Annotated in this window: 12 protein-coding genes; 7 read left to right on the forward strand and 5 right to left on the reverse strand. The window is 62.6% G+C overall.

Annotated features, from left to right (window positions below; genetic code table 11):
• Positions 1-85 precede the first annotated feature (85 nt).
• Complete coding sequence (locus VUN82_07250) at positions 86-1504, forward strand: DUF222 domain-containing protein (GenBank protein ID XAS73623.1); 1419 nt, start codon at positions 86-88, stop codon at positions 1502-1504.
• Positions 1505-1622: 118 nt separating this feature from the next.
• Here VUN82_07250 and VUN82_07255 read toward each other — a convergent pair whose 3' ends face one another.
• The 5 genes from VUN82_07255 to VUN82_07275 form a co-directional block, all read right to left on the reverse strand.
• Positions 1623-2093 carry a YbjQ family protein gene (locus VUN82_07255; GenBank protein ID XAS73624.1) on the reverse strand — a complete coding sequence of 157 codons (471 nt, stop codon included), beginning with the start codon at positions 2091-2093 and terminating at the stop codon, positions 1623-1625.
• Between the two features lie 92 nt (positions 2094-2185).
• Entirely contained in the window at positions 2186-3619 is a 1434-nt protein-coding gene (locus tag VUN82_07260; GenBank protein ID XAS73625.1) for a dicarboxylate/amino acid:cation symporter, read from the reverse strand.
• Positions 3620-3739: 120 nt separating this feature from the next.
• A complete protein-coding gene (locus VUN82_07265) occupies positions 3740-5422 on the reverse strand; it encodes a DUF885 domain-containing protein (GenBank protein ID XAS73626.1) in 1683 nt (560 codons plus the stop codon).
• 74 nt (positions 5423-5496) lie between these two features.
• Positions 5497-5745, reverse strand: coding sequence for an acyl-CoA carboxylase epsilon subunit (locus VUN82_07270; protein XAS73627.1), 249 nt, complete (start codon positions 5743-5745; stop codon positions 5497-5499).
• Positions 5742-7325, reverse strand: coding sequence for an acyl-CoA carboxylase subunit beta (locus VUN82_07275; protein ID XAS73628.1), 1584 nt, complete (start codon positions 7323-7325; stop codon positions 5742-5744). Before VUN82_07275 ends, VUN82_07270 begins: the two co-directional genes overlap by 4 nt.
• 216 nt (positions 7326-7541) lie before the next feature.
• Between VUN82_07275 and VUN82_07280 the strand changes: the two genes are divergently transcribed.
• The 6 genes from VUN82_07280 (at position 7542) to VUN82_07305 (ending at position 18897) form a co-directional block, all read left to right on the forward strand.
• On the forward strand, positions 7542-8393 hold the full coding sequence (locus VUN82_07280; GenBank protein ID XAS73629.1) for an NAD(P)-dependent oxidoreductase: 852 nt from the start codon (positions 7542-7544) through the stop codon (positions 8391-8393).
• A gap of 56 nt (positions 8394-8449) precedes the next feature.
• Entirely contained in the window at positions 8450-9373 is a 924-nt protein-coding gene (locus VUN82_07285; protein XAS73630.1) for a biotin--[acetyl-CoA-carboxylase] ligase, read from the forward strand.
• The gene (locus tag VUN82_07290) at positions 9366-9959 is read left to right on the forward strand and encodes a PH domain-containing protein (protein ID XAS73631.1); all 594 of its coding nucleotides are present in this window, start codon (positions 9366-9368) and stop codon (positions 9957-9959) included. Before VUN82_07285 ends, VUN82_07290 begins: the two co-directional genes overlap by 8 nt.
• Positions 9949-11127 carry an adenylate/guanylate cyclase domain-containing protein gene (locus tag VUN82_07295; protein ID XAS73632.1) on the forward strand — a complete coding sequence of 393 codons (1179 nt, stop codon included), beginning with the start codon at positions 9949-9951 and terminating at the stop codon, positions 11125-11127. Before VUN82_07290 ends, VUN82_07295 begins: the two co-directional genes overlap by 11 nt.
• 654 nt (positions 11128-11781) lie before the next feature.
• On the forward strand, positions 11782-17871 hold the full coding sequence (locus tag VUN82_07300; GenBank protein XAS73633.1) for an Ig-like domain-containing protein: 6090 nt from the start codon (positions 11782-11784) through the stop codon (positions 17869-17871).
• Between the two features lie 54 nt (positions 17872-17925).
• Positions 17926-18897 (forward strand): MoxR family ATPase, encoded by a 972-nt coding sequence (locus VUN82_07305; GenBank protein XAS73634.1) that lies wholly within the window; start codon positions 17926-17928, stop codon positions 18895-18897.
• Positions 18898-18907: the final 10 nt, after the last annotated feature.

Genomic DNA, 18907 nt, shown 5'->3' on the forward strand with positions numbered 1-18907 from the left:
TCTCCTGTGCGCAAAATCTGGGGGCTAATAATGTCCGTGCCCACTGGAAGAGTGTGTGTATGCAGCAGAACCGGGAGGGAAAACAATGACAGCAGTCGCGTCGCCACGTGTTCCTGCTCGCTTAATCCCTCCCGTTCCGGCAAGCGTGGTGAGCGGGGACCTCATTGATCAGTTGCGTGTGCTGGAAGACATGAAGTCCGCTATAGCCGGTTTGCAGGCCAAGATTGCTGTGGCGTTCGACCTCGCCCAGCGCCAAGCCCAGGCCGAGATGGATGTCCCCTCCGCTGAGCGTGGTCAGGGTGTGGGTGCGCAGATCGCGTTGGCCCGGCGCGAATCACCCAACAAAGGGTCCCGGCTCCTCGGACTGGCCAAGGCGCTGGTGTCGGAAATGCCGCGCACCATGGCCGCCCTGGAAACCGGGCAACTGAACGAATGGCGCGCCACTCTGTTGGTGAAGGAAACCGCGTGCCTGTCCGTCGAAGACCGGGCAGCCGTCGATGAGGAACTCGCGGCCGACACCGGTACCTTCGACGGCGCGGGAGACAAAACCATCATCGCCGCCGCACGAGCCGCCGCTTACCGGCGGGACCCGCGCTCGGTGACCCAACGAGCAGCCCATGCCGCGTCCGAACGGCACGTCAGCCTCCGCCCAGCCCCTGACACTATGACCATCCTCACCGCACTGCTCCCCGTTGCCCAGGGTGTCGCCGCCTACGCCGCGCTGACCCGGCACGCCGATTCGGCCCGCTCCGGCGGGGACACCCGGAACCGCGGTCAGGTCATGGCGGACACCCTCGTCGAACGCCTCACCGGCACCCCCGGCGGGATCAGCGGGATTGATCTGCAGCTCGTCATGACCGACCGCACCCTCTTCCAAGGCGACAGCGAACCAGCCCGCCTCCAGGGCTACGGAATCGTCCCCGCAGAATGGGCCAGAACGCTCGTTGCCGGAGGCAGCAACCAGACGAACGCAGCACCCGGGGCCGTCCAGACGGACGGGGAGTCGCGAATCAATGGTCAGAGCGGAAGCGGCGGCCAGACAGGGGCCACCGGGCGGGCCAGAATCGGAGGTCAGGCCGGGGCCAGCGAGCAAGAGTCCAAGGAAGATAAGGAGTTCAAAGTCTCGCTCCGCCGCCTCTACACCGCACCGGCCAGTGGTGAACTGCTGGCCATGGACTCCAAAGCCCGGCTCTTCCCACCCGGAATGCGGCGCTTCATCGAAACCCGGGACGACACCTGCCGCACCCCGTACTGCGACGCGCCCATCCGCCACATAGACCACGTGGTTCCCTGGCACAACGGCGGCGCCACGAGCCTGGCCAACGGCGCGGGACTCTGCGAAGCATGCAACCACACGAAAGAAAACCCCGGCTGGAACACAAAAACAATCCTCGGCGGCAGACATGAACTCGAAGTCAACACACCCACCGGACATACATATCAATCCAAGGCCCCACCTTTGCCGGGTCACCCACCACGGTCAACATCGCCGTCCGAAACCTAGGCCAGCAACAGGAAAATTCACCTCCGGCACGACGAATCCCGCACTTGTTCGCTCTATTCACCGTTCAACTGCGAGTAGAGCGTACAAGGGCGGGACGCGTGGCGCGAAGGGAAGTAGGTCAGAACTGGTGCGGGGGTGCCTGCGGCGCAGGGTGAGTCGGCTGTGCTGGCTGTTGCTGACCCTGCTGTGGTGCCTGCTGCCCTTGTCCCGGCTGGGACGCGGTCTTGGTCAAGTACACGGACTGCCCAGTGGCGCCGGGTTCGCCTTCGCCGAGTGGAAGCACATAAACGGCCGTGCCATAGGCGCAGACTTCAGTCCAGTTGGTCCCCATTTCGGAGGTGTCGAAGCGCATGGCGACAATTGCGTTGGCGCCGCGCTGCTGGGCCTCGTTGACCATCCGGGCCATGACTTCTTGCCGGCTTTCGTAGAGTGCCCTGGTCATTTCGGGCAGCTCGCCGCCACCGAGGGAGCGGAAACCGGCCAGCATCTGGGAGCCGATATCGCGGGAACGGACAGTGAGGCCCATGACTTCGCCGAAGACGGCGTCGATGCGGTGGCCGGGTATCTCATTGGAGGTGACGATCAACATGCTCCGAGCCTATCCAGCTTTCGCCGTTAAACCGCGCAATCCCCGGGGGAGAAGTCCCCAAGGGATTGCGCGGTGCGAAAAGCCAGCTGGTGCTATGCCTTGGAATCGGCCAGTTCGCGCGCCTCGTTCTCGGCAGCAGCCGTGTCGTTGGCGAACTCGTCAGCGAACGCGGCGCCATTGCGGGGCGCGTTGTACAGCGATTCGTCCAGGATGCCCTGGCGCTTGGCGACGATAGCGGGGATGAGCGCCTGGCCTGCCACGTTGACGGCCGTGCGGCCCATGTCCAGGATGGGGTCGATCGCCAGCAGGAGTCCGACGCCGGCCAACGGCAGTCCCAACGTGGACAGGGTCAGCGTGAGCATGACGACGGCGCCCGTGGTGCCTGCCGTGGCAGCGGAACCCAGCACGGAGACCAGCACAATGAGGAGGTATTGGCTGAAGTCCAGGTTGATACCGAAGAACTGGGCCACGAAGATCGCTGCGATGGCCGGGTAGATCGCCGCGCAACCGTCCATTTTGGTGGTGGCGCCGAGCGGGACGGCAAAGGAAGCGTAGCCCGAGGGAACGCCGAGGTTACGCTCGGCAACGCGCTGCGTGAGCGGCAGCGTACCGATCGAGGAACGGGAGACGAAGGCCAACTGCACGGCCGGCCATACACCGGAGAAGTACTGCTTGATGGAAAGGCCGTGGACGCGGACCAGAATCGGATACAGGACGAAGAGCACCAGTGCCAGGCCGATGTAGATGGCGGCGGTGAACTTTCCAAGGGAGCCGATGGTGTCCCAGCCGTAGATGGCCACGGCGTTACCGATCAGACCGATGGTGCCCAGTGGGGCGATGCGGATGATCCACCACAGCACCTTCTGGATGACGGCCAATGCGGAGGCGTTGAAGGTCAGGAACGCTTCTGCCTGCTTGCCGACCTTGAGGGCAGCGACACCGACGGCGATCGCGACCACCAGGATCTGGAGCACATTGAAGCTGACGGAGGTGCTGACCGTGGTGGCGGCATTAGCGCCCTCCGTGACAGTGGAGCTCGCGCCGAGTCCGAGGAAGTTCTTCGGGAAAAGCCCGATCAGGAACGCCCACCAGTCACCGGTCTTGCCGGCGTACTCGGCCTTCTGCGTGATCCCGGTAGCTGCACCAGGCTGCAGGAGCACACCCAGGCCGATGCCGATGAGCACCGAAACCAGTGAGGTGATGGCAAACCAAAGCAGCGTGTTCCAGGCGAGGCGGGCCGCATTGGAAACCTCGCGAAGGTTGGCGATGGAGCTCACCACCGCGGTGAAGATCAAAGGAACGACGGCGGTCTGCAGCAACGAGACGTAGCTGGAGCCAATCGTTTGAAGGGTCGCGCCGAGGCCGTTGGGGGCGGTCTTGGTACTGCCGGTGTACTTGGCGATGAGGCCAAGGACAAGGCCGATGATGAGGGCGGCAATGATCTGGACGCCGAAGGATCCTGCCCACTTGGGAAGCTGGAAGCCGCTCTTTCCAGGCGCTGAAGTGATGTTATTTGAGGTGCTCACAAGAACACGCTAGGTGCACCCCAAATAACATAGCGAACGGACGTTTAGAAATATTACGCCGCTATAGGCTCACCCAGCCCACGGAGGATGGCCGGCCTTCGGCCGTGGCACACCGGAAGCTCACCCAAGCAACGCCCGCCGCAGCACGTCCAAACCGACCGAGCCAATGTTTAGTGCCTTGCTGTGGAAGGACTTTAGATCGAACCCTTCGCGGGTTTCAAGCTCGGCCCGGATCTGTTCCCAGAGCCGCTGCCCCACCTTGTACGAGGGTGCTTGCCCGGGCCAGCCGAGGTAGCGGGTGAATTCGAATTGGAGTTGGCCTTCGCTGATGTCCAGGTTGGCCTTGAGGAAGTCAAAGCCCTTTTCTGGCGTCCAGGTGCCGGTACCCCAGCGTTCGGGGACGGTTAGTTCCAGGTGTACGCCGATGTCGAAGACGACGCGGGCTGCACGCATGCGTTGGCCGTCCAGCATGCCCATGTGGTCGCCCGGGTCTTTTAAGTAGCCCAGTTCCAGCGTGAGCTGCTCGGCGTAGAGTGCCCAGCCTTCGCCGTGTCCGGAGACCCAGCAGACGTTGCGGCGCCAGTTGTTGAGGAGTTCGCGGCGGTAGGTGGCGGTGGCGACTTGGAGGTGGTGGCCGGGGACGCCTTCGTGGAAGACGGTGGTTGTTTCGGACCAGGTGGTGAAGGTGTCTTCGCCGGCGGGAACGGACCACCACATGCGGCCGGGCCGGGAGAAGTCGTCGGACGGGCCGGTGTAGTAGATGCCGCCTTCGTCGGTGGGGGCGATCATGCATTCGAGGGTTTTCATGACGTCCGGGATGTCGAAGTGGACGTCTGCGAGCTCGGATACTGCGCGGTCCGAGAGTTCCTGCATCCACGCCTTCAGGGCGTCCGTTCCCTTGATCTGGCGGGCGGGATCGTTGTTGAGGATGCTTTTGGCTTCTTCGATGCTGGCGCCGGGCTTGATCTGCGCGGCTACCTTTTCCTGTTCGCTGATGAGCCGTTCCAGCTCCTGAACGCCCCACGCATACGTTTCTTCCAGATCGACTTCGGCGCCAATAAATGAGCGGGAGGCCAGGGCATACCGTTCCCGCCCTACCGCGTCCTTTTCCGGGGCAACGGGGAGAAGCTCGTCCTGGAGGAAGGTACCCAACGATTCGTAAGCTGATCGGGCAGCGGAGGCACCGGCGTCGAGCTTGGACTGAACGTCTGCTGGAAGCGGTTGCCCACCAAGGGCAGCGGATGAAGCCATCTTGGCGAAGAATCCGTCCTCGGCGGCGTACCGGGCAGTTTGTTCGATGACGATTCGAACCTGGCGCGCGGCCGCTACTTTGCCGTGTTCCTTGGCGGCACGAAGCGAGGAAATGTAGCCCTCGATGGCGCCGGGAACGTTGGCGGCACGGCCGGCAATGTGCTCCCATTGCTCCACGGTGTCCGTGGGCATGAGGTCGAAGATGGCGCGGATGTCCTGCGCCGGCGAGGCGATGTTGTTGAGGTCGGCAGCATCCCAGCCGGTTTCGTGGATCTCCAGCTCCAGGCCGAGCCGCTCGCGCATTGCGTCCAGGGTGACGACGTCGGACTCGTCGGTCGGTTCCAGCGCCGCCAACGATTCCAACGCCTGCCGGGCAGCCTGCGCATGGGCCTCGGCTCCTGCAGGCGAGAAGTCCTGATATTCAGTCTCGTGCCCCGGCAACCCCAACGTGGTGGCGAAGCTGGGGTTGAGTTCGATCAGCTTTTCCGTGTACGCGTCAGCAACGGAATCGATGGCGGTCTTGGGTCGTGCAGGCGTGTTTGCAGTAGTCACCCACAGAGCCTAACCGTGAGTCGGCTCACGTGAAAGGGTTGTTGCACTTTCTCGCGCCACCGCGATGAAGCGAACTATCCGCGGCTGCGCTTCCACGCGCCCGGACCCGGCGTGGGGTCCAGGCGCAACTGCTGACGGCGTACCCAATGACGAACGTTCGGCTTTGCAGGCTCCGTCGTCGGGGGTACTCCGACAGAAGCGACGACGGCGGCAAGGGCCGCGAGCTCCTCGGCGGTGGGTTCTCCCTTGACCACGGAGAACATGGGAGCGACGGGTTCGGGCGCTGAAGGGTTATCGTCTGCCCGATGCTTAGCCGGGCTCATAGCGGGATGTTCCCGTGCTTCTTGGTGGGCAGGCTGGCGCGTTTGTCGCGAAGGGCGCGCAGGCCGCGGATGATCTGGAGACGCGTGTCAGAGGGTGCAATGACGGCGTCCACATAGCCCAGCTGAGCTGCCTGGTAAGGGTTGAGGAGTTCTTCCTCGTAGCCCTGGATAATCTCTGCGCGCTTGGCTTCGACATCGCCGCCGGCCTCGGCAACCGCTGCGAGGTCGCGACGGTAGAGGATGTTCACCGCACCCTGGGCGCCCATGACGCCGATCTGGGCCGTGGGCCACGCGAGGTTCAGGTCTGCGCCGAGCTTCTTGGAGCCCATCACGATGTATGCGCCGCCGTAGGCCTTGCGGGTGATGACGGTGAGCTTGGGCACGGTGGCCTCAGCGTAGGCATACAGGAGTTTGGCGCCTCGACGGATGATTCCCTGGAATTCCTGGTCCTTGCCGGGGAGGAAGCCGGGCACGTCCACCAGCGTGATGATGGGGATGTTGAAAGCGTCGCAGTGCCGGACAAACCGTGCGGCTTTCTCGGATGCGGAGATGTCCAGGGTGCCTGCGAACTGCATCGGCTGGTTCGCAACGATGCCGACGGTGTGACCTTCGACCCGCCCGTAGCCAATGATCACGTTGGGGGCATACAGCGACTGCATTTCAAGGAAGTGGGCGTCGTCCACGATCTGCTCAATGACCTTGCGCATGTCGTACGGCTGATTGGCCGAATCCGGGATCAGTCCATCCAAGGCGAGGTCGTCGTCGTCGAGTTCCAATTCCTGGTCGTGTTCTACAACCGGCGCCTCGGAAAGGTTGTTGGAAGGCAGGAAGTCCAGGAGTTCGCGGACGAATTCAATGGCATCGGCTTCGTCGGAGGCAAGGTAAGTGGACGTACCGGTGGTGGCGTTGTGCTGGCGGGCACCGCCCAGCGTTTCCATATCCACGTCCTCGCCCGTGACGGTCTTGATGACATCGGGGCCGGTGATGAACATGTGGGAAGTCTTGTCCACCATGACCACGTAGTCGGTCAGCGCGGGGGAGTAGGCGGCGCCGCCGGCGCACGGGCCCATGATGAGCGAGATCTGGGGGACGACGCCCGAGGCATGGACGTTGTTGCGGAAGATATCCGCGAACATGGCAAGGGAGGCCACGCCTTCCTGGATGCGCGCGCCGCCGCCGTCGTTGATGCCCACCACGGGGCAGCCGTTGCGGAGGGCGAATTCCTGGACCTTGACGATCTTCTCGCCGTTGACCTGGCTCAAGGAGCCGCCGTAGACGCTGAAGTCCTGGCTGTAGATGGCAACGAGGCGCCCGTCCACTGTGCCGTAACCGGAGACGACGCCGTCGCCCAGGGGCTTCTTTTTCTCCATGCCGAAGGCTGTGGAGCGGTGGACGGCGAGGGCGTCGAACTCAACGAATGATTCGGGATCGACCAGGAGGTCGATGCGTTCGCGGGCAGTGTTCTTACCGCGTGCGTGTTGCTTTTCGATCGCTTCCGGGCCGGAAGGCTGCTCTGCACGGGCCTGGCGGTCGCGGAAGTCTGCAATCTTTCCCGCTGTCGTTGTCAGATCGTGGCTCATCAAGTGTCTCCGGCTCTGTAGCTGATTTTCGCTGGCGCAGTTCTGTTGCGAACAAGTAGCTGACTTAAGTAGCTTCCGTACAAAGAAAAGGCCCCGCTGGCCAGTCTAGTGACGCCATTGCCGCGAACCGCTGTAGAAACCCTACAATTTTCAGCGCCCAAGCCAAAGCTGTCGCTATGTTACCCGTCAGTAACATACTTGGGTTAGAGTGTCTGCATGACTCCAACCCCTTATGTAGCCAGCGGTTCACTCAAGGGCCGCACCATCATCATGTCCGGAGGCAGCCGTGGAATCGGATTGGCCATCGCCACCCGTGCCGCACGCGACGGCGCCAATATCGTCCTGATGGCCAAGACCGGAGAACCCCACCCGAAACTGGAAGGAACCGTCTTCACAGCGGCCGATCAACTGGTTGCGGCAGGTGGCCAGGCGCTGCCGCTCGTGGGCGATGTACGCAATGACGACGACGTCGCCGCGGCGGTGAGTGCCGCCGTCGAGCGCTTTGGGGGAATCGACGTCGTCATCAACAACGCGTCAGCGATTGACCTCTCCCGCACGGATGCAATTGACATGAAGCGTTACGACCTCATGCAGGACATCAACGTCCGTGGAACCTTCCTGCTCTCCAAGCTGTCCCTCCCTGCGCTGCGGGAATCCGGGAACGGGCACATCCTCACGCTGTCGCCACCGCTGAACCTCGATCCAAAATGGGCCGGGATGCATCTGGCCTACACCATGGCCAAGTACGGAATGAGCCTCACTACCCTGGGACTCGCCGAGGAGCTTAAGGACGACGGCGTCTCGGTCAACTCGCTCTGGCCTTGCACCCTGATCGATACCGCGGCGATCCGGAACATGCCTGGCGGGCAGCAGATTGTGAAGGCCGCCCGCGGACCGGAGATCATGGCAGATGCTGCGCACGCTGTGCTGACCGGCGCCAACGGTGTCACGGGTTCGGGTAACTTCTACACCGACGAAGAAGTCCTCAGGGCTGCCGGTGTGAAGGAGTTTGCGCCATACAGCCTCGGCGCGCCTGAGGACCGCCTGGTGCAAGACATCTTCCTCTAAGCGGATTCCCATGTTTCGGGCAAGTTCTGCGGGCCGCAACTGGATAGGATTCAGCTATGGATGCCGAACAGCCTGCCAGCAGCGAACCCCTCGACCCCAGGCCAGGGGAAGACCGGCCGTCATTGGACCGCGAGGCACTGCTCCAGCCTGATTTCCTGTCGGCAACCGGAATTTCCCAAGTGAATATTGTCGAGTCCACGGGATCCACCAATCAGGACCTCGTGCGTGCCGTAACTTCGGAGCCCAAAAAATGGGCCGACCTTGCTGTGTTGACCGCCGAACACCAGACGGCGGCACGCGGACGGCTGGACAGGCACTGGGAATCGCCCGAGCGCTCCGCCGTCTCCGTTTCCATGGTGCTGCGACCCGTCACAGCCGAAGGCATGCCCGTGCCGACGCAGAGTTACTCGTGGCTCTCACTGCTTGCAGCTGTTGCCCTGCGCGAAGCATTGCAGGAAACGGCCGGCATAACTGCAGAGATCAAGTGGCCCAACGACGTCCTGATTAATGGACGGAAGGTCGCCGGAATCCTGGCCCAGATGACGCCACTGGGCGACGGGTCGGTCCCTGCAGTGATCCTGGGCGTTGGCCTCAACGTCTCGCTGGCGGAGGATGAATTGCCGGTACCAACCGCCACATCGCTGGCCTTGGAAGGGGCCACGACGACGGACCGCACCGCGCTGCTGAAGAGCTACCTTTCCCGCTTCAGCAGGCTTTACCGCAGCTTCTGCAACTCAGAAGGCGATCCCGCGGCAGGGTTGGCAGGTGGCCCCTCGCTGCATAAGCGCGTTGAGTCGGCAATGGTCACCTTGGGACGCGAAGTGCGCGCGCACCTGCCCGGCGACCACGAAATAGTGGGACATGCCTCCCGTTTGGACGAGCACGGATCGCTCCTGGTGGTGGACCACGGCGGCCGGGAACATGTTGTGACGGCAGGTGATGTGGTGCATCTGCGCGCCACGGAAAGCGGTTATGCGTAAAGAGTTGCTTCCGGGGGAGCAGGTCATCACCATCACGCGGCAACAGGCCCGCTCGCTGTTCTTGCCAACGCTGGCCTTCATCGTGATTCCTGCCCTGGCGGCGTACGCCTGTGCATGGATCGTCAAAGGAAATCCGCAGCGCCTTGCCCCGTTCATTACAGTGGAATGGACGCCATGGCTTGTGGGTACCTGTGTGGGCCTGGCAGCGCTCGTCCTGGTGGCCTACAGCGTGAAGCGGCTGTTGAAATGGCGTTCAGTCAGGTTCATCCTGACCAGCCGCCGGATAATTGCCAAGTATGGAATGTTTCGCCGCGGTGACTGGCAGGTGTCATTGATGGCGGTTCGCAGCGTGGGGGTCCACCAGAACCTGCTGCAGCGGACATTGCACTCCGGGAATATATCCTTGGATACCGGGCCCTCCGGCGAAGCCGTTTTGACGGACGTACCGGAGGTCGGAAAATTCAGGGGCTTCATTCTTGACGCCATGGATGAACTGCCCAAGGGTGGGGTTTTTGAGGGTGAAGTCCTGTCGGATTTTGATGGGTTGCCGTGGGAATTGAGAGAAGGTGGAAGAGATGAGCGTTGAGGATCAGCAGTCCGGCGAGGACCTGGACGAGGAGTTCGACGCCGTACCCGAACCTTCAGTGGATGAGGACACGGAACCAGCGCCCATCCAGGCGCCCGTGACCACCGGCCCGCCCACCGGCGTGATGTCCGCCGAACGCCTGGCGATTAAAGCGCTTGAGGCGAGGTTGCTTGGTGGCGAACGCAAGCTCCGCCGTCGTGAAGTTGCTGCAGGTGCCGGTGTCTCCATTCTTTCCGCTCGGAAGTTGTGGAGGGCTTTAGGCTTCCCCAACTTCGGCGACGACGACGTCGCTTTCACCGAACGTGACCAAGCAGCTTTGTCCACCATTCTTGACCTTGTCCGCGCGGGGATCCTCACCGAGGAAGCTGCCATATCCGTTACCCGCTCTATCGGCCAGATGACGGACCGTATGGTGGTCTGGCAGATCGAGGCGTTGGTTGAAGACATGGTCCAGGAGCAGGGGATTCCCGATGCCGTGGCCCGCAAGCAACTGGTGGGCCAGCTGCCGGCGCTGGTGGATTCCCTGGAAGAGATCCTGGTCTACTCGTATCGTCGTCAGCTCAATGCCGGTGTTCAGCGGCTTGCCGTTCGTGCCGAGGCCGGCCTGCAAGCGAGCGAAGAAGGCCGCGAAGGGGACGAGGACGATTCTCCTTTGCCTTTGGCGCGTGCCGTGGGGTTCGCCGACCTCGTTTCCTACACAAGCCTCTCCCGGCGGATGAACGAGAAAACCCTGGCCCAAATGGTGCAGCGCTTCGAGAACAAATGCGCCGAGATCATCTCCGTGGGCGGCGGGCGCCTGGTGAAGACCGTGGGCGACGAAGTTCTCTATATTGCCGAGACCCCTGCTGCGGGCGCGGAAATTTCGCTCGCTCTGGCACAAGCCTTCACGGAGGACGAGATCCTGCCCCAGGCCCGGGTGTCCATGGTGTGGGGTCGCATCCTGTCCCGACTCGGCGACATCTATGGCCCCACCGTGAACCTTGCGGCGCGGCTGACCACCCTGGCCCAGCCGGGGACGGTGCTGGTTGATGCGATGACCGCTGCTGCACTCGGACAGGACGAACGCTTCGTGCTGGTCCCGCAAAAGTCCGAGAATGTCCGTGGTTTCGGTGAGATCCACCCCGTGATGCTCGCCCGTGGCCGCGGCAAGGGCTTGGTTCTGGACTAACGTTCTCTCACGTCCTGCGGGTTTTTGCGCGTCCTTCTCTCACGTCCTGCGGGTTTTGCGCGTCCTTCTCTCACGTCCTGCGGGTTTTTGGGCATCCTTCTCTCACGTCCTGCGGGTTTTTGGCGATCGTTCTTTCACGTCCCGCCCTTACCGGTTTAGCCGCGAAAGCTTAAGCCCGACGTCGGGAGTTTGCGGTCCTTGGTTTTCCCGAGGCAAGCCTCATGCCCCGCGAAGAAGAAGACACGATCAAGGCTGCTCAACGGAACTCCCGCGCGTCGGCCAGAAACCGGTTGGACGTGAGAGAGGATCGGCCAGAAACCGGTTGGACGTGAGAGAGGATCGGCCAGAAACCGGTGGGACGTGAGAGAGGATCGGTAGCATTTAGCAAATCGATGGAATAACCTAGAATTCTGATGAGCGGGCGAGGGGAGTTCTCCCCATCGCCACCTGCCCGGGGGAGGCCATAGGCTGTCACAGCCAATGGAGAGTTCAATCTCGGGTTTCCTTGGCTACTCGTGCGGTGCGTGGGATAGTCTTAGGGACTGAAAATTCCGCCGCCGTATGGGGGTACTGCGGAATGCGTGGCTGCCGGCACATGCCGGTTGGCCTGGACGCCGCCTGGGGGCGGCTGTACAACAAGGGAATTTTGGGGCTGTGACATCTTTCTTCGGCAAGCTGGGGCTGAAAAAGCGTCGAAACAAGAAACTCGTATCTGCAACTGCTGTGACTGCGGCCGGCGCCTTGCTGGTAGCGGGCGCAGTTCTCTATCCAGGGTTCAAGACGGCCGAGGTCGATTTGAACGACGGCGGCGTGTGGGTTGTGAGCAAGACCAAGAATGCCGTAGGACGCCTGAATTATCCCTCCCGGGTTCTTGATGGGGCCGTGACACCGGCAACCACCACGTTCGATGTCCTGCAGCATGACGGCAACGTCTTTGTGGACGATGAGTCCGGCTCCACCATCAACCAGGTCTCGGCGGCGAACCTGAAGTTGGGTGGCGACAAGCAACTGCCCTCGTCCTCGCAAGTCAGCTACGGCTCCAGCGTCCTCTCAGTCACGGACCCCGCCCGTGGAAAGGTGTGGGCACTTTCGCCCTCCACCGTGAACGGCTTCGATGAAGAATCCACCGAACCCGTCCTCACTGGCTCGCAGAACATGGTGTCGGCCGTCGGACAGGACAACCGCATTTACACGGCGGACCCGGGCAAGGGCGAAATCACCATCACCACCGTGGACGCCAACGGCGAACGGACTGCCTCGGAAGTAACCAAGGTGGAGGAGCTCAAGGGCGCAGGTGATCTGCAGATTGCTGTTGTGGGCGACAAACCGGTAGTGCTGGATGCCGCGTCCGGAAATCTCTTCCTCCCCGGTGGCCGCAAGCTCCAGCTACAGGACGCCCGGGAAGCCAAGCTCCAGCAGAGCAGCGAAGACAGCGGCTATGTGGCCATCGCTACGCGCAAAGCCCTCCTGAAGCAGCCTTTGGACGGGTCCACGGCGGCAACAGTCAACGTGGATGGAGAGGGAGTTCCCGCCGCGCCCGTCCAGGTCAGCAAATGTGTTCACGCAGCGTGGGCAGGGGCCAACAAATACGTCCGTGATTGCGACAACGACGCAGACGACAAGAAAAACGATGTCCCCAAGGCCAGCGCATCGCCCAGCTACGTCTTCCGCGTGAACCGGGACCTCGTGGTCCTCAACGACATCAACTCCGGCAGCGTGTGGCTGGTCAACCAGAACATGCAGCTCGTGAACAACTGGGACGATGTTGTCCCGCCCAAGAACCAATCCGATGACCAGGACCAGGAATCCGCGGACAACAACACCATCAACGTCCTCCCGGACCGTACCAAGCCGAACCGTCCGCCCGAGACCAAACCCGATGAGTTCGGCGTTCGTCCCGGCCGCACTTCCGTTCTGAGCGTCCTGGACAACGATTCAGATCCCGACGGCGATGTCCTCACCGCCTCGGTTGGCGCCAATGGCCCGAAGTCGGGTGCGCTGGAGAACATTTACGGTGGCTCAGCATTCCAGATCAAGGTCCCTCCCACCGCGAAGCCCGGCACGGAGGTCTTCGACTACAACGCAGCGGACGGCCGTGGCCTGTCGGCTGGTGGCAAGGTGACGCTGCACGTCGTCGCGCCGGAAGAGAACAAGCCCCCACTGTTCAAGCGCGCCGAGCCCACTACTATGCTCGTGGAGCAGGGCAAGTCCGTTAGCCAAAACATCCTTACCGACTGGATGGATCCCGACGGCGACGACCTCGTCCTGCTGGACGCTAAGGCTGACAATGACCAAGACCAGGTCAAGGTCCGCCGCGATGGGTTGCTCACGTACCAGGATTCCGGCGCAGCGCCCGGCAAAAAGAACGTCACCATCACCGTCTGGGACGGCCGTGCCACCACCACGGGCCGGGTCGTCGTCAACGTGCAACCGCCCGGAGCCCTCGCACCGGTGGTTAACGCGGACCACGTCACAGCAGTGGTGGGCCAGGACCTGGTGATCTCCCCGTTGAAGAATGACGTTGACCCCAACGGCGGCGCCTTGCGCGTGGCCCATGTTGAGGCTGCGGGCCCGGCAGAGCTGGGCCCAGTGACCGACGGCGGAACCTTCACCTTCCGCAGCAACACCCCCGGCCCTGTGTATTTGAGCTACATCGCCAGCAACGGACCACAAAGCAGCCAAGGCTTGATCCGCGTGGACGTGGAGTCCGGCAAGGACGCCGGAGCCCCGGTTGCTGTCCATGACGTCGCCCTGTTGCCTGTGGGTGGAAGCGTGTTGGTTGATCCGTTGGCCAATGACTCCGATCCTTCCGGCGGAGTCCTCGTCCTCCAGTCGGTGACCGTGCCCGACGGGTCCTCGGCATCGGTCAGTGTGATCGACCACAGCGTCCTTCGCGTCACTGACGTCCTCGGCGCCAAGGAACCTTTTGTGTTCAGCTACACCATGTCCAACGGCCGCGCCTCGGCCACCGGAACGGTGGGCGTCGTCCCGGTGCCCGCCCCCGCCGTCGTCGAGGCTCCCCAGCCCAAACCCGACGAAGTGAACGTACGCGTCAACGACGTCGTCACGATTCCTGTCCTGGACAACGACACACATCCGCAGGGCGAAAAGCTTTCTGTTGACCCGGTGTTGGCCCAGCCCGTTGCCGAAGAAGACGGCAAGGCATTCATTTCCGAAGACACGCTGCGCTTCATCGCGGGTCCTGCCCCCAAGACCGTGCGCGCCATTTACAACGCCGTGGATCCGCAGGGTCAGAAGAGCGCCGCTGCAGTGACCATCCACATCCTCCCATTGGAAGGCGCCCAGAATTCGCGCCCACAGCCCAAGAACCTGACGGCGCGGGTAGTGGCTGGCGGCAGCGTCCGCATTCCGGTTCCGTTGGATGGCATAGACCCCGACGGCGACTCGGTCCAGCTCACCGGCATCGACAGCACACCCAGCATGGGAACCGCGACGGCGGGTAGCAACTTCATCGATTTCGTCGGGGCAGGCGACGGCGCAGGCACCGATACGTTCCGATACAAGGTGATTGACCGCCAAGGAGCGGTCAACACGGGAACTGTCACAGTCGGGGTTGCGCCGCGCGGTGAAGACAACCAGAAGCCGGCTCCGGTGGATGACGAAGTCAAGGTCCGTCCAGGCCGGCAGATTGCCGTGGATGCTACTGCTAACGACACCGATCCGGATGGTGACCTGATCCGGATCGTGGCCGATGGCATTGAAGCTGACGCCGGCTTGGACGCCCATGTGAGCAAGACCAGTGGCCGCATCCTTATTACAGCGCCCGCTGCAGAAGGCACCGTGAACGTCCGCTATTCCGTGGCCGACGACCGCGACGCCGTGGGCCACGCCAGCATCAGGGTGATCGTCAAGAACGATATCCCCCTGCAGGCCCCGATTGCCCGCGACGACCGCGTGACGTCGGCGCAAACTCTCGGGAAGACAGCCGTGGATGTCCCTGTCTTGAAGAACGACGAAGACCCCGATGGCATGGGGGAGAATCTCAAGATCAGTACCGGGTTGGAGACGGCCCGACCCGGATCTGAGGGCAACGTCATCGTTGACCTCACGGAGCAGCCTCAACTGGTGCCTTACACCGTAGAGGACGTGGACGGACAGAAGTCCACGGCTATTATCTGGGTGCCAGGCATCGGGCAGCAGGTTCCCACGTTGGCCAAGGACGAGGTGGTGGAGTTGGTATCGGGCCAGTCCGTCACCGTAAATTTGGCCGACTGGGTCAAGGTCCGTGATGGACGTTCACCCCGCCTCACTCAGGCGGACCGCATCAAGCTCATCGGGGCCGACGGCAGCGATCCTATTGCCAATGGTGGTACTGCAATCAAGTACACCGCAGGCGCAGAATACGTGGGCCCGGGATCCATCAGCTTTGAAGTCACGGATGGAACAGGTCCTGATGATCCCAACGGCTTGAAGTCCACGCTCAGCATCCGTACCAAGGTGCTTCCGGACCCCAATAAGAACAATCCGCCCACGCTGCTTGGCAGCCAGGTTGAGGTTCCCAAGGGGGACTCGGCGAGCCTGGACCTGGAGAAGCTGACCTCGGATCCTGATGCCGACGACGTCCAGAACATGAGCTACGAGCTGGTGGGCGCTGCGCCCGGTGGTTTCCGGGTGAACGTCGACGGTAAGACACTCAAGGTTTCCGCGAACGATTCCGTGCAGATTGGCCAGAGCGGCACAGTCCAGGTGAAAGCCAAGGACCGCCGCGGGCTGGAAGCACTAGCCACGTACAAGCTCTCCCTGTCCGCATCCAACCGGCCTAAACCTGTTGCCAATGATGACGTGGAACCTGATGCCCAATCTGGCAAACCGGTCACGGTCAATGCGCTGGCGAACGATTCGAACCCGTTCCCGGATACACCTCTGAAGATCGTCTCCGCTGTAACGGAGACTGGCCAGGGGACGGCGGATTCCAGTGGTGGAAACGTGACGGTGACGCCGGCAACGGGCTTCACCGGAACAATGGTTGTGGCATACACAGTGCAGGACAAGACGGGGGAGCTCTCGCGGTACGCCACAGCACGCATCCGGCTCACGGTGAAGGACAAACCGGCGGCCCCGACCACTCCGCTTGCACAGAGCGTCGGCGACCAAACAGCCTTGCTGACCTGGAATGCCCCTGCCGACCGTGGTTCGCCCATCACCAAATACACGGTGTACGGCGAAGGCGGCTTCAAACAGGACTGCCCTGCCAACACCTGCACGCTCACGGGCCTGACCAACAACGTGAAGTACCACTTCGCAGTGACGGCTACCAACGCCATCAACGAGTCCGATCGCTCGCCGCTGTCTGCCGAGGTTCGACCCGACGTCAAACCGGACACCCCCGTGGCGCCGACGCTCAAGTTCGGCGACAAGCAGTTGTCCGTAGCCTGGGTCCCGCCCGCCAGCAAGGGCTCGCCCATCAAGTCCTACGATCTTGAGATCTCCCCGGCTCCTGCGGGCCAGAATCCCCAGATCCAGAACCTCACCGGTGCAAGCTACGTCTGGAAAGGCCTGACGAACGGCGTTGCCTACCAGGTTCGCGTCCTGGCCAGGAACGACGCCAAAGAGCCCTCGGAGTGGAGTCCCTACTCGGCCGCCGAAACTCCGGCAGGGGTACCGGCAACACCGGCTGCTCCCTCCGTGTCCGGCGCAGGATCAGTAGGCAGCCAGAGCCAGTTGAAGGTCAGCTGGGTAGCTCCCAACAACAATGGCGACCCCGTGTCTGCCTACACGCTGACCACCTACCGGGGTGGCGCCGTCGTGGGTTCCCAATCTGTAGCCGCGACATCGCAGAATGTCACCGTGGCAAACGCTGAGGCTGATTACACGTTTACTGTTTCGGCTACCAACAAGGCCGGTGTCAGCGGAGTCAGCCAGCAGTCGGCTGCTATTCGTGCTGCGGGCAAACCCGGCACGGTGGGCAGTGGTTCGGTCGCTGCAACTGGCAGCAGTGGACAGCTCCGGGTGACGTTCACCCCGCTGACCGCCGCGGAACGCAACGGTTCGCAGGACAACGAGATCACCTACCGCTGGCAGACCGCCTACGGTTCGGGTCCGATTGGCCGGGGCGGCGGAGACATCGGTGGCCAGCCGAACGGCACCAACGTGGTGGTCAACATCATCGCCACTTCAGTGAAGAACGGCATGTCCGGCGATGCCAAGGCAATCGGCACGGGGAACCCCTATGGGCCTCCCAACGCGCCGAACGTCAACGGTGGAAAGTCCGCCAAGGGCGATGGTCAGGTGCACTGGACGTGGAACAACCCATCCATGAACGGCCGTCCCTTGGATCACTACGAGGTCAGCCTGGATGGTGGCGGTTGGAACGGCGTGGGGAAGGCCACGAGCTTTGATGCCTCCGGTGGCGGTTGGAACAACACCCGCAACCTGAAGGTCAGGGCTGTGACTGTTGTGGCCGGACCGGCAGGCAGTGCCAACTCCACCAGCGGCGACGACCCCACCCCACCGCCGCCAGCGTCACAGATCCAGGTGGACGCCAGCAGCGTCCGCACCTGCCCAGGCAAACCCAATCTGCCGGACTCCTACACTCCGGGCAGCCCTGCCGGTTGCGGCGTCGGCTGGGTGGAGCGCTCCTGGGGCAAGATCACCATCAATTGCACCAAGGACATTTACGGCAACGGCACCCCCTGGTACCGGCTCCAAGGCAGTGCCAAGGACGGCTGGTTCGTCAAGTCCACCACGGTGGATCTCTACGGACCCCGGCCCGGCGGTTGCTGAATTGCCCACAACACGTCATCCCAACCCGTCATACCCAGAAAAGGATTCAACCCCATGACCATGACAAACGAGCAGGCCGCGTGGTTTGCAGAAACGTTCGACAAGCTCGTTGCCAACGTGGGCCAGGCCGTTCTGGGCAAGGACCACGTGATCCGGCTGACCTTCACGGCGATGCTGGCTGAAGGCCACGTCCTGTTTGAAGATGCACCGGGTACCGGCAAGACCTCGCTTGCCCGTGCCTTGGCTGCGACTGTGCAGGGTTCCCACAACCGCATCCAGTTCACCCCGGACCTCCTGCCTTCGGACGTCACGGGTGTGACCATCTACGATCAGAAGACCCAGAAATTCGAGTTCCACAAGGGCCCGGTCTTCAACAACATCGTCCTGGCCGATGAGATCAACCGCGCCTCGCCGAAGACCCAATCGGCGTTGCTGGAGGTCATGGAGGAATCACGCGTCACTGTGGATGGCACCACGTACGAGGCAGGCCGTCCGTTCATGGTCCTGGCTACTCAGAACCCGATTGAACAGGCCGGTACGTACCGCCTGCCCGAGGCACAGTTGGACCGCTTCCTGATCAAAACATCCATAGGCTACCCGGACCATGCCTCCACCGTGCGGCTCCTGGGTGGGGCCAACTTGAAGGACCGTTCCAAGGACCTCGCTCCCATCATCACCACCCAGGCCGTGGCTGACATGGCGGACCTCGCCGCCACCACCCACGTGGACACTGCAGTGCTGGAATACATTTCACGGCTCTGCGAAGAGACGCGCAACGCTTCCGAGACCCGCCTTGGCGTCTCCGTCCGTGGTGCTTTGGCCATGGTGCGCGCCGCGAAGGTTTGGGCCGCCGGACAGGGACGCAACTTTGTGCTGCCGGACGACATTAAGGAACTCGCTCCCGTGGTCTGGACACACCGCCTGGTCATGGATCCCGAGGCCGAATTCTCGGGCGCGACGCCGGAGGTCGTGCTCACTCGTGTCCTGGCCGAGGTGGCGGCCCCGCAGCAACGCGCGAGCGCATAGGGCTGTGCGA

The sequence above is a fragment of the Micrococcaceae bacterium Sec5.1 genome (assembly GCA_039636795.1).
Lineage (GTDB): Bacteria > Actinomycetota > Actinomycetes > Actinomycetales > Micrococcaceae > Arthrobacter.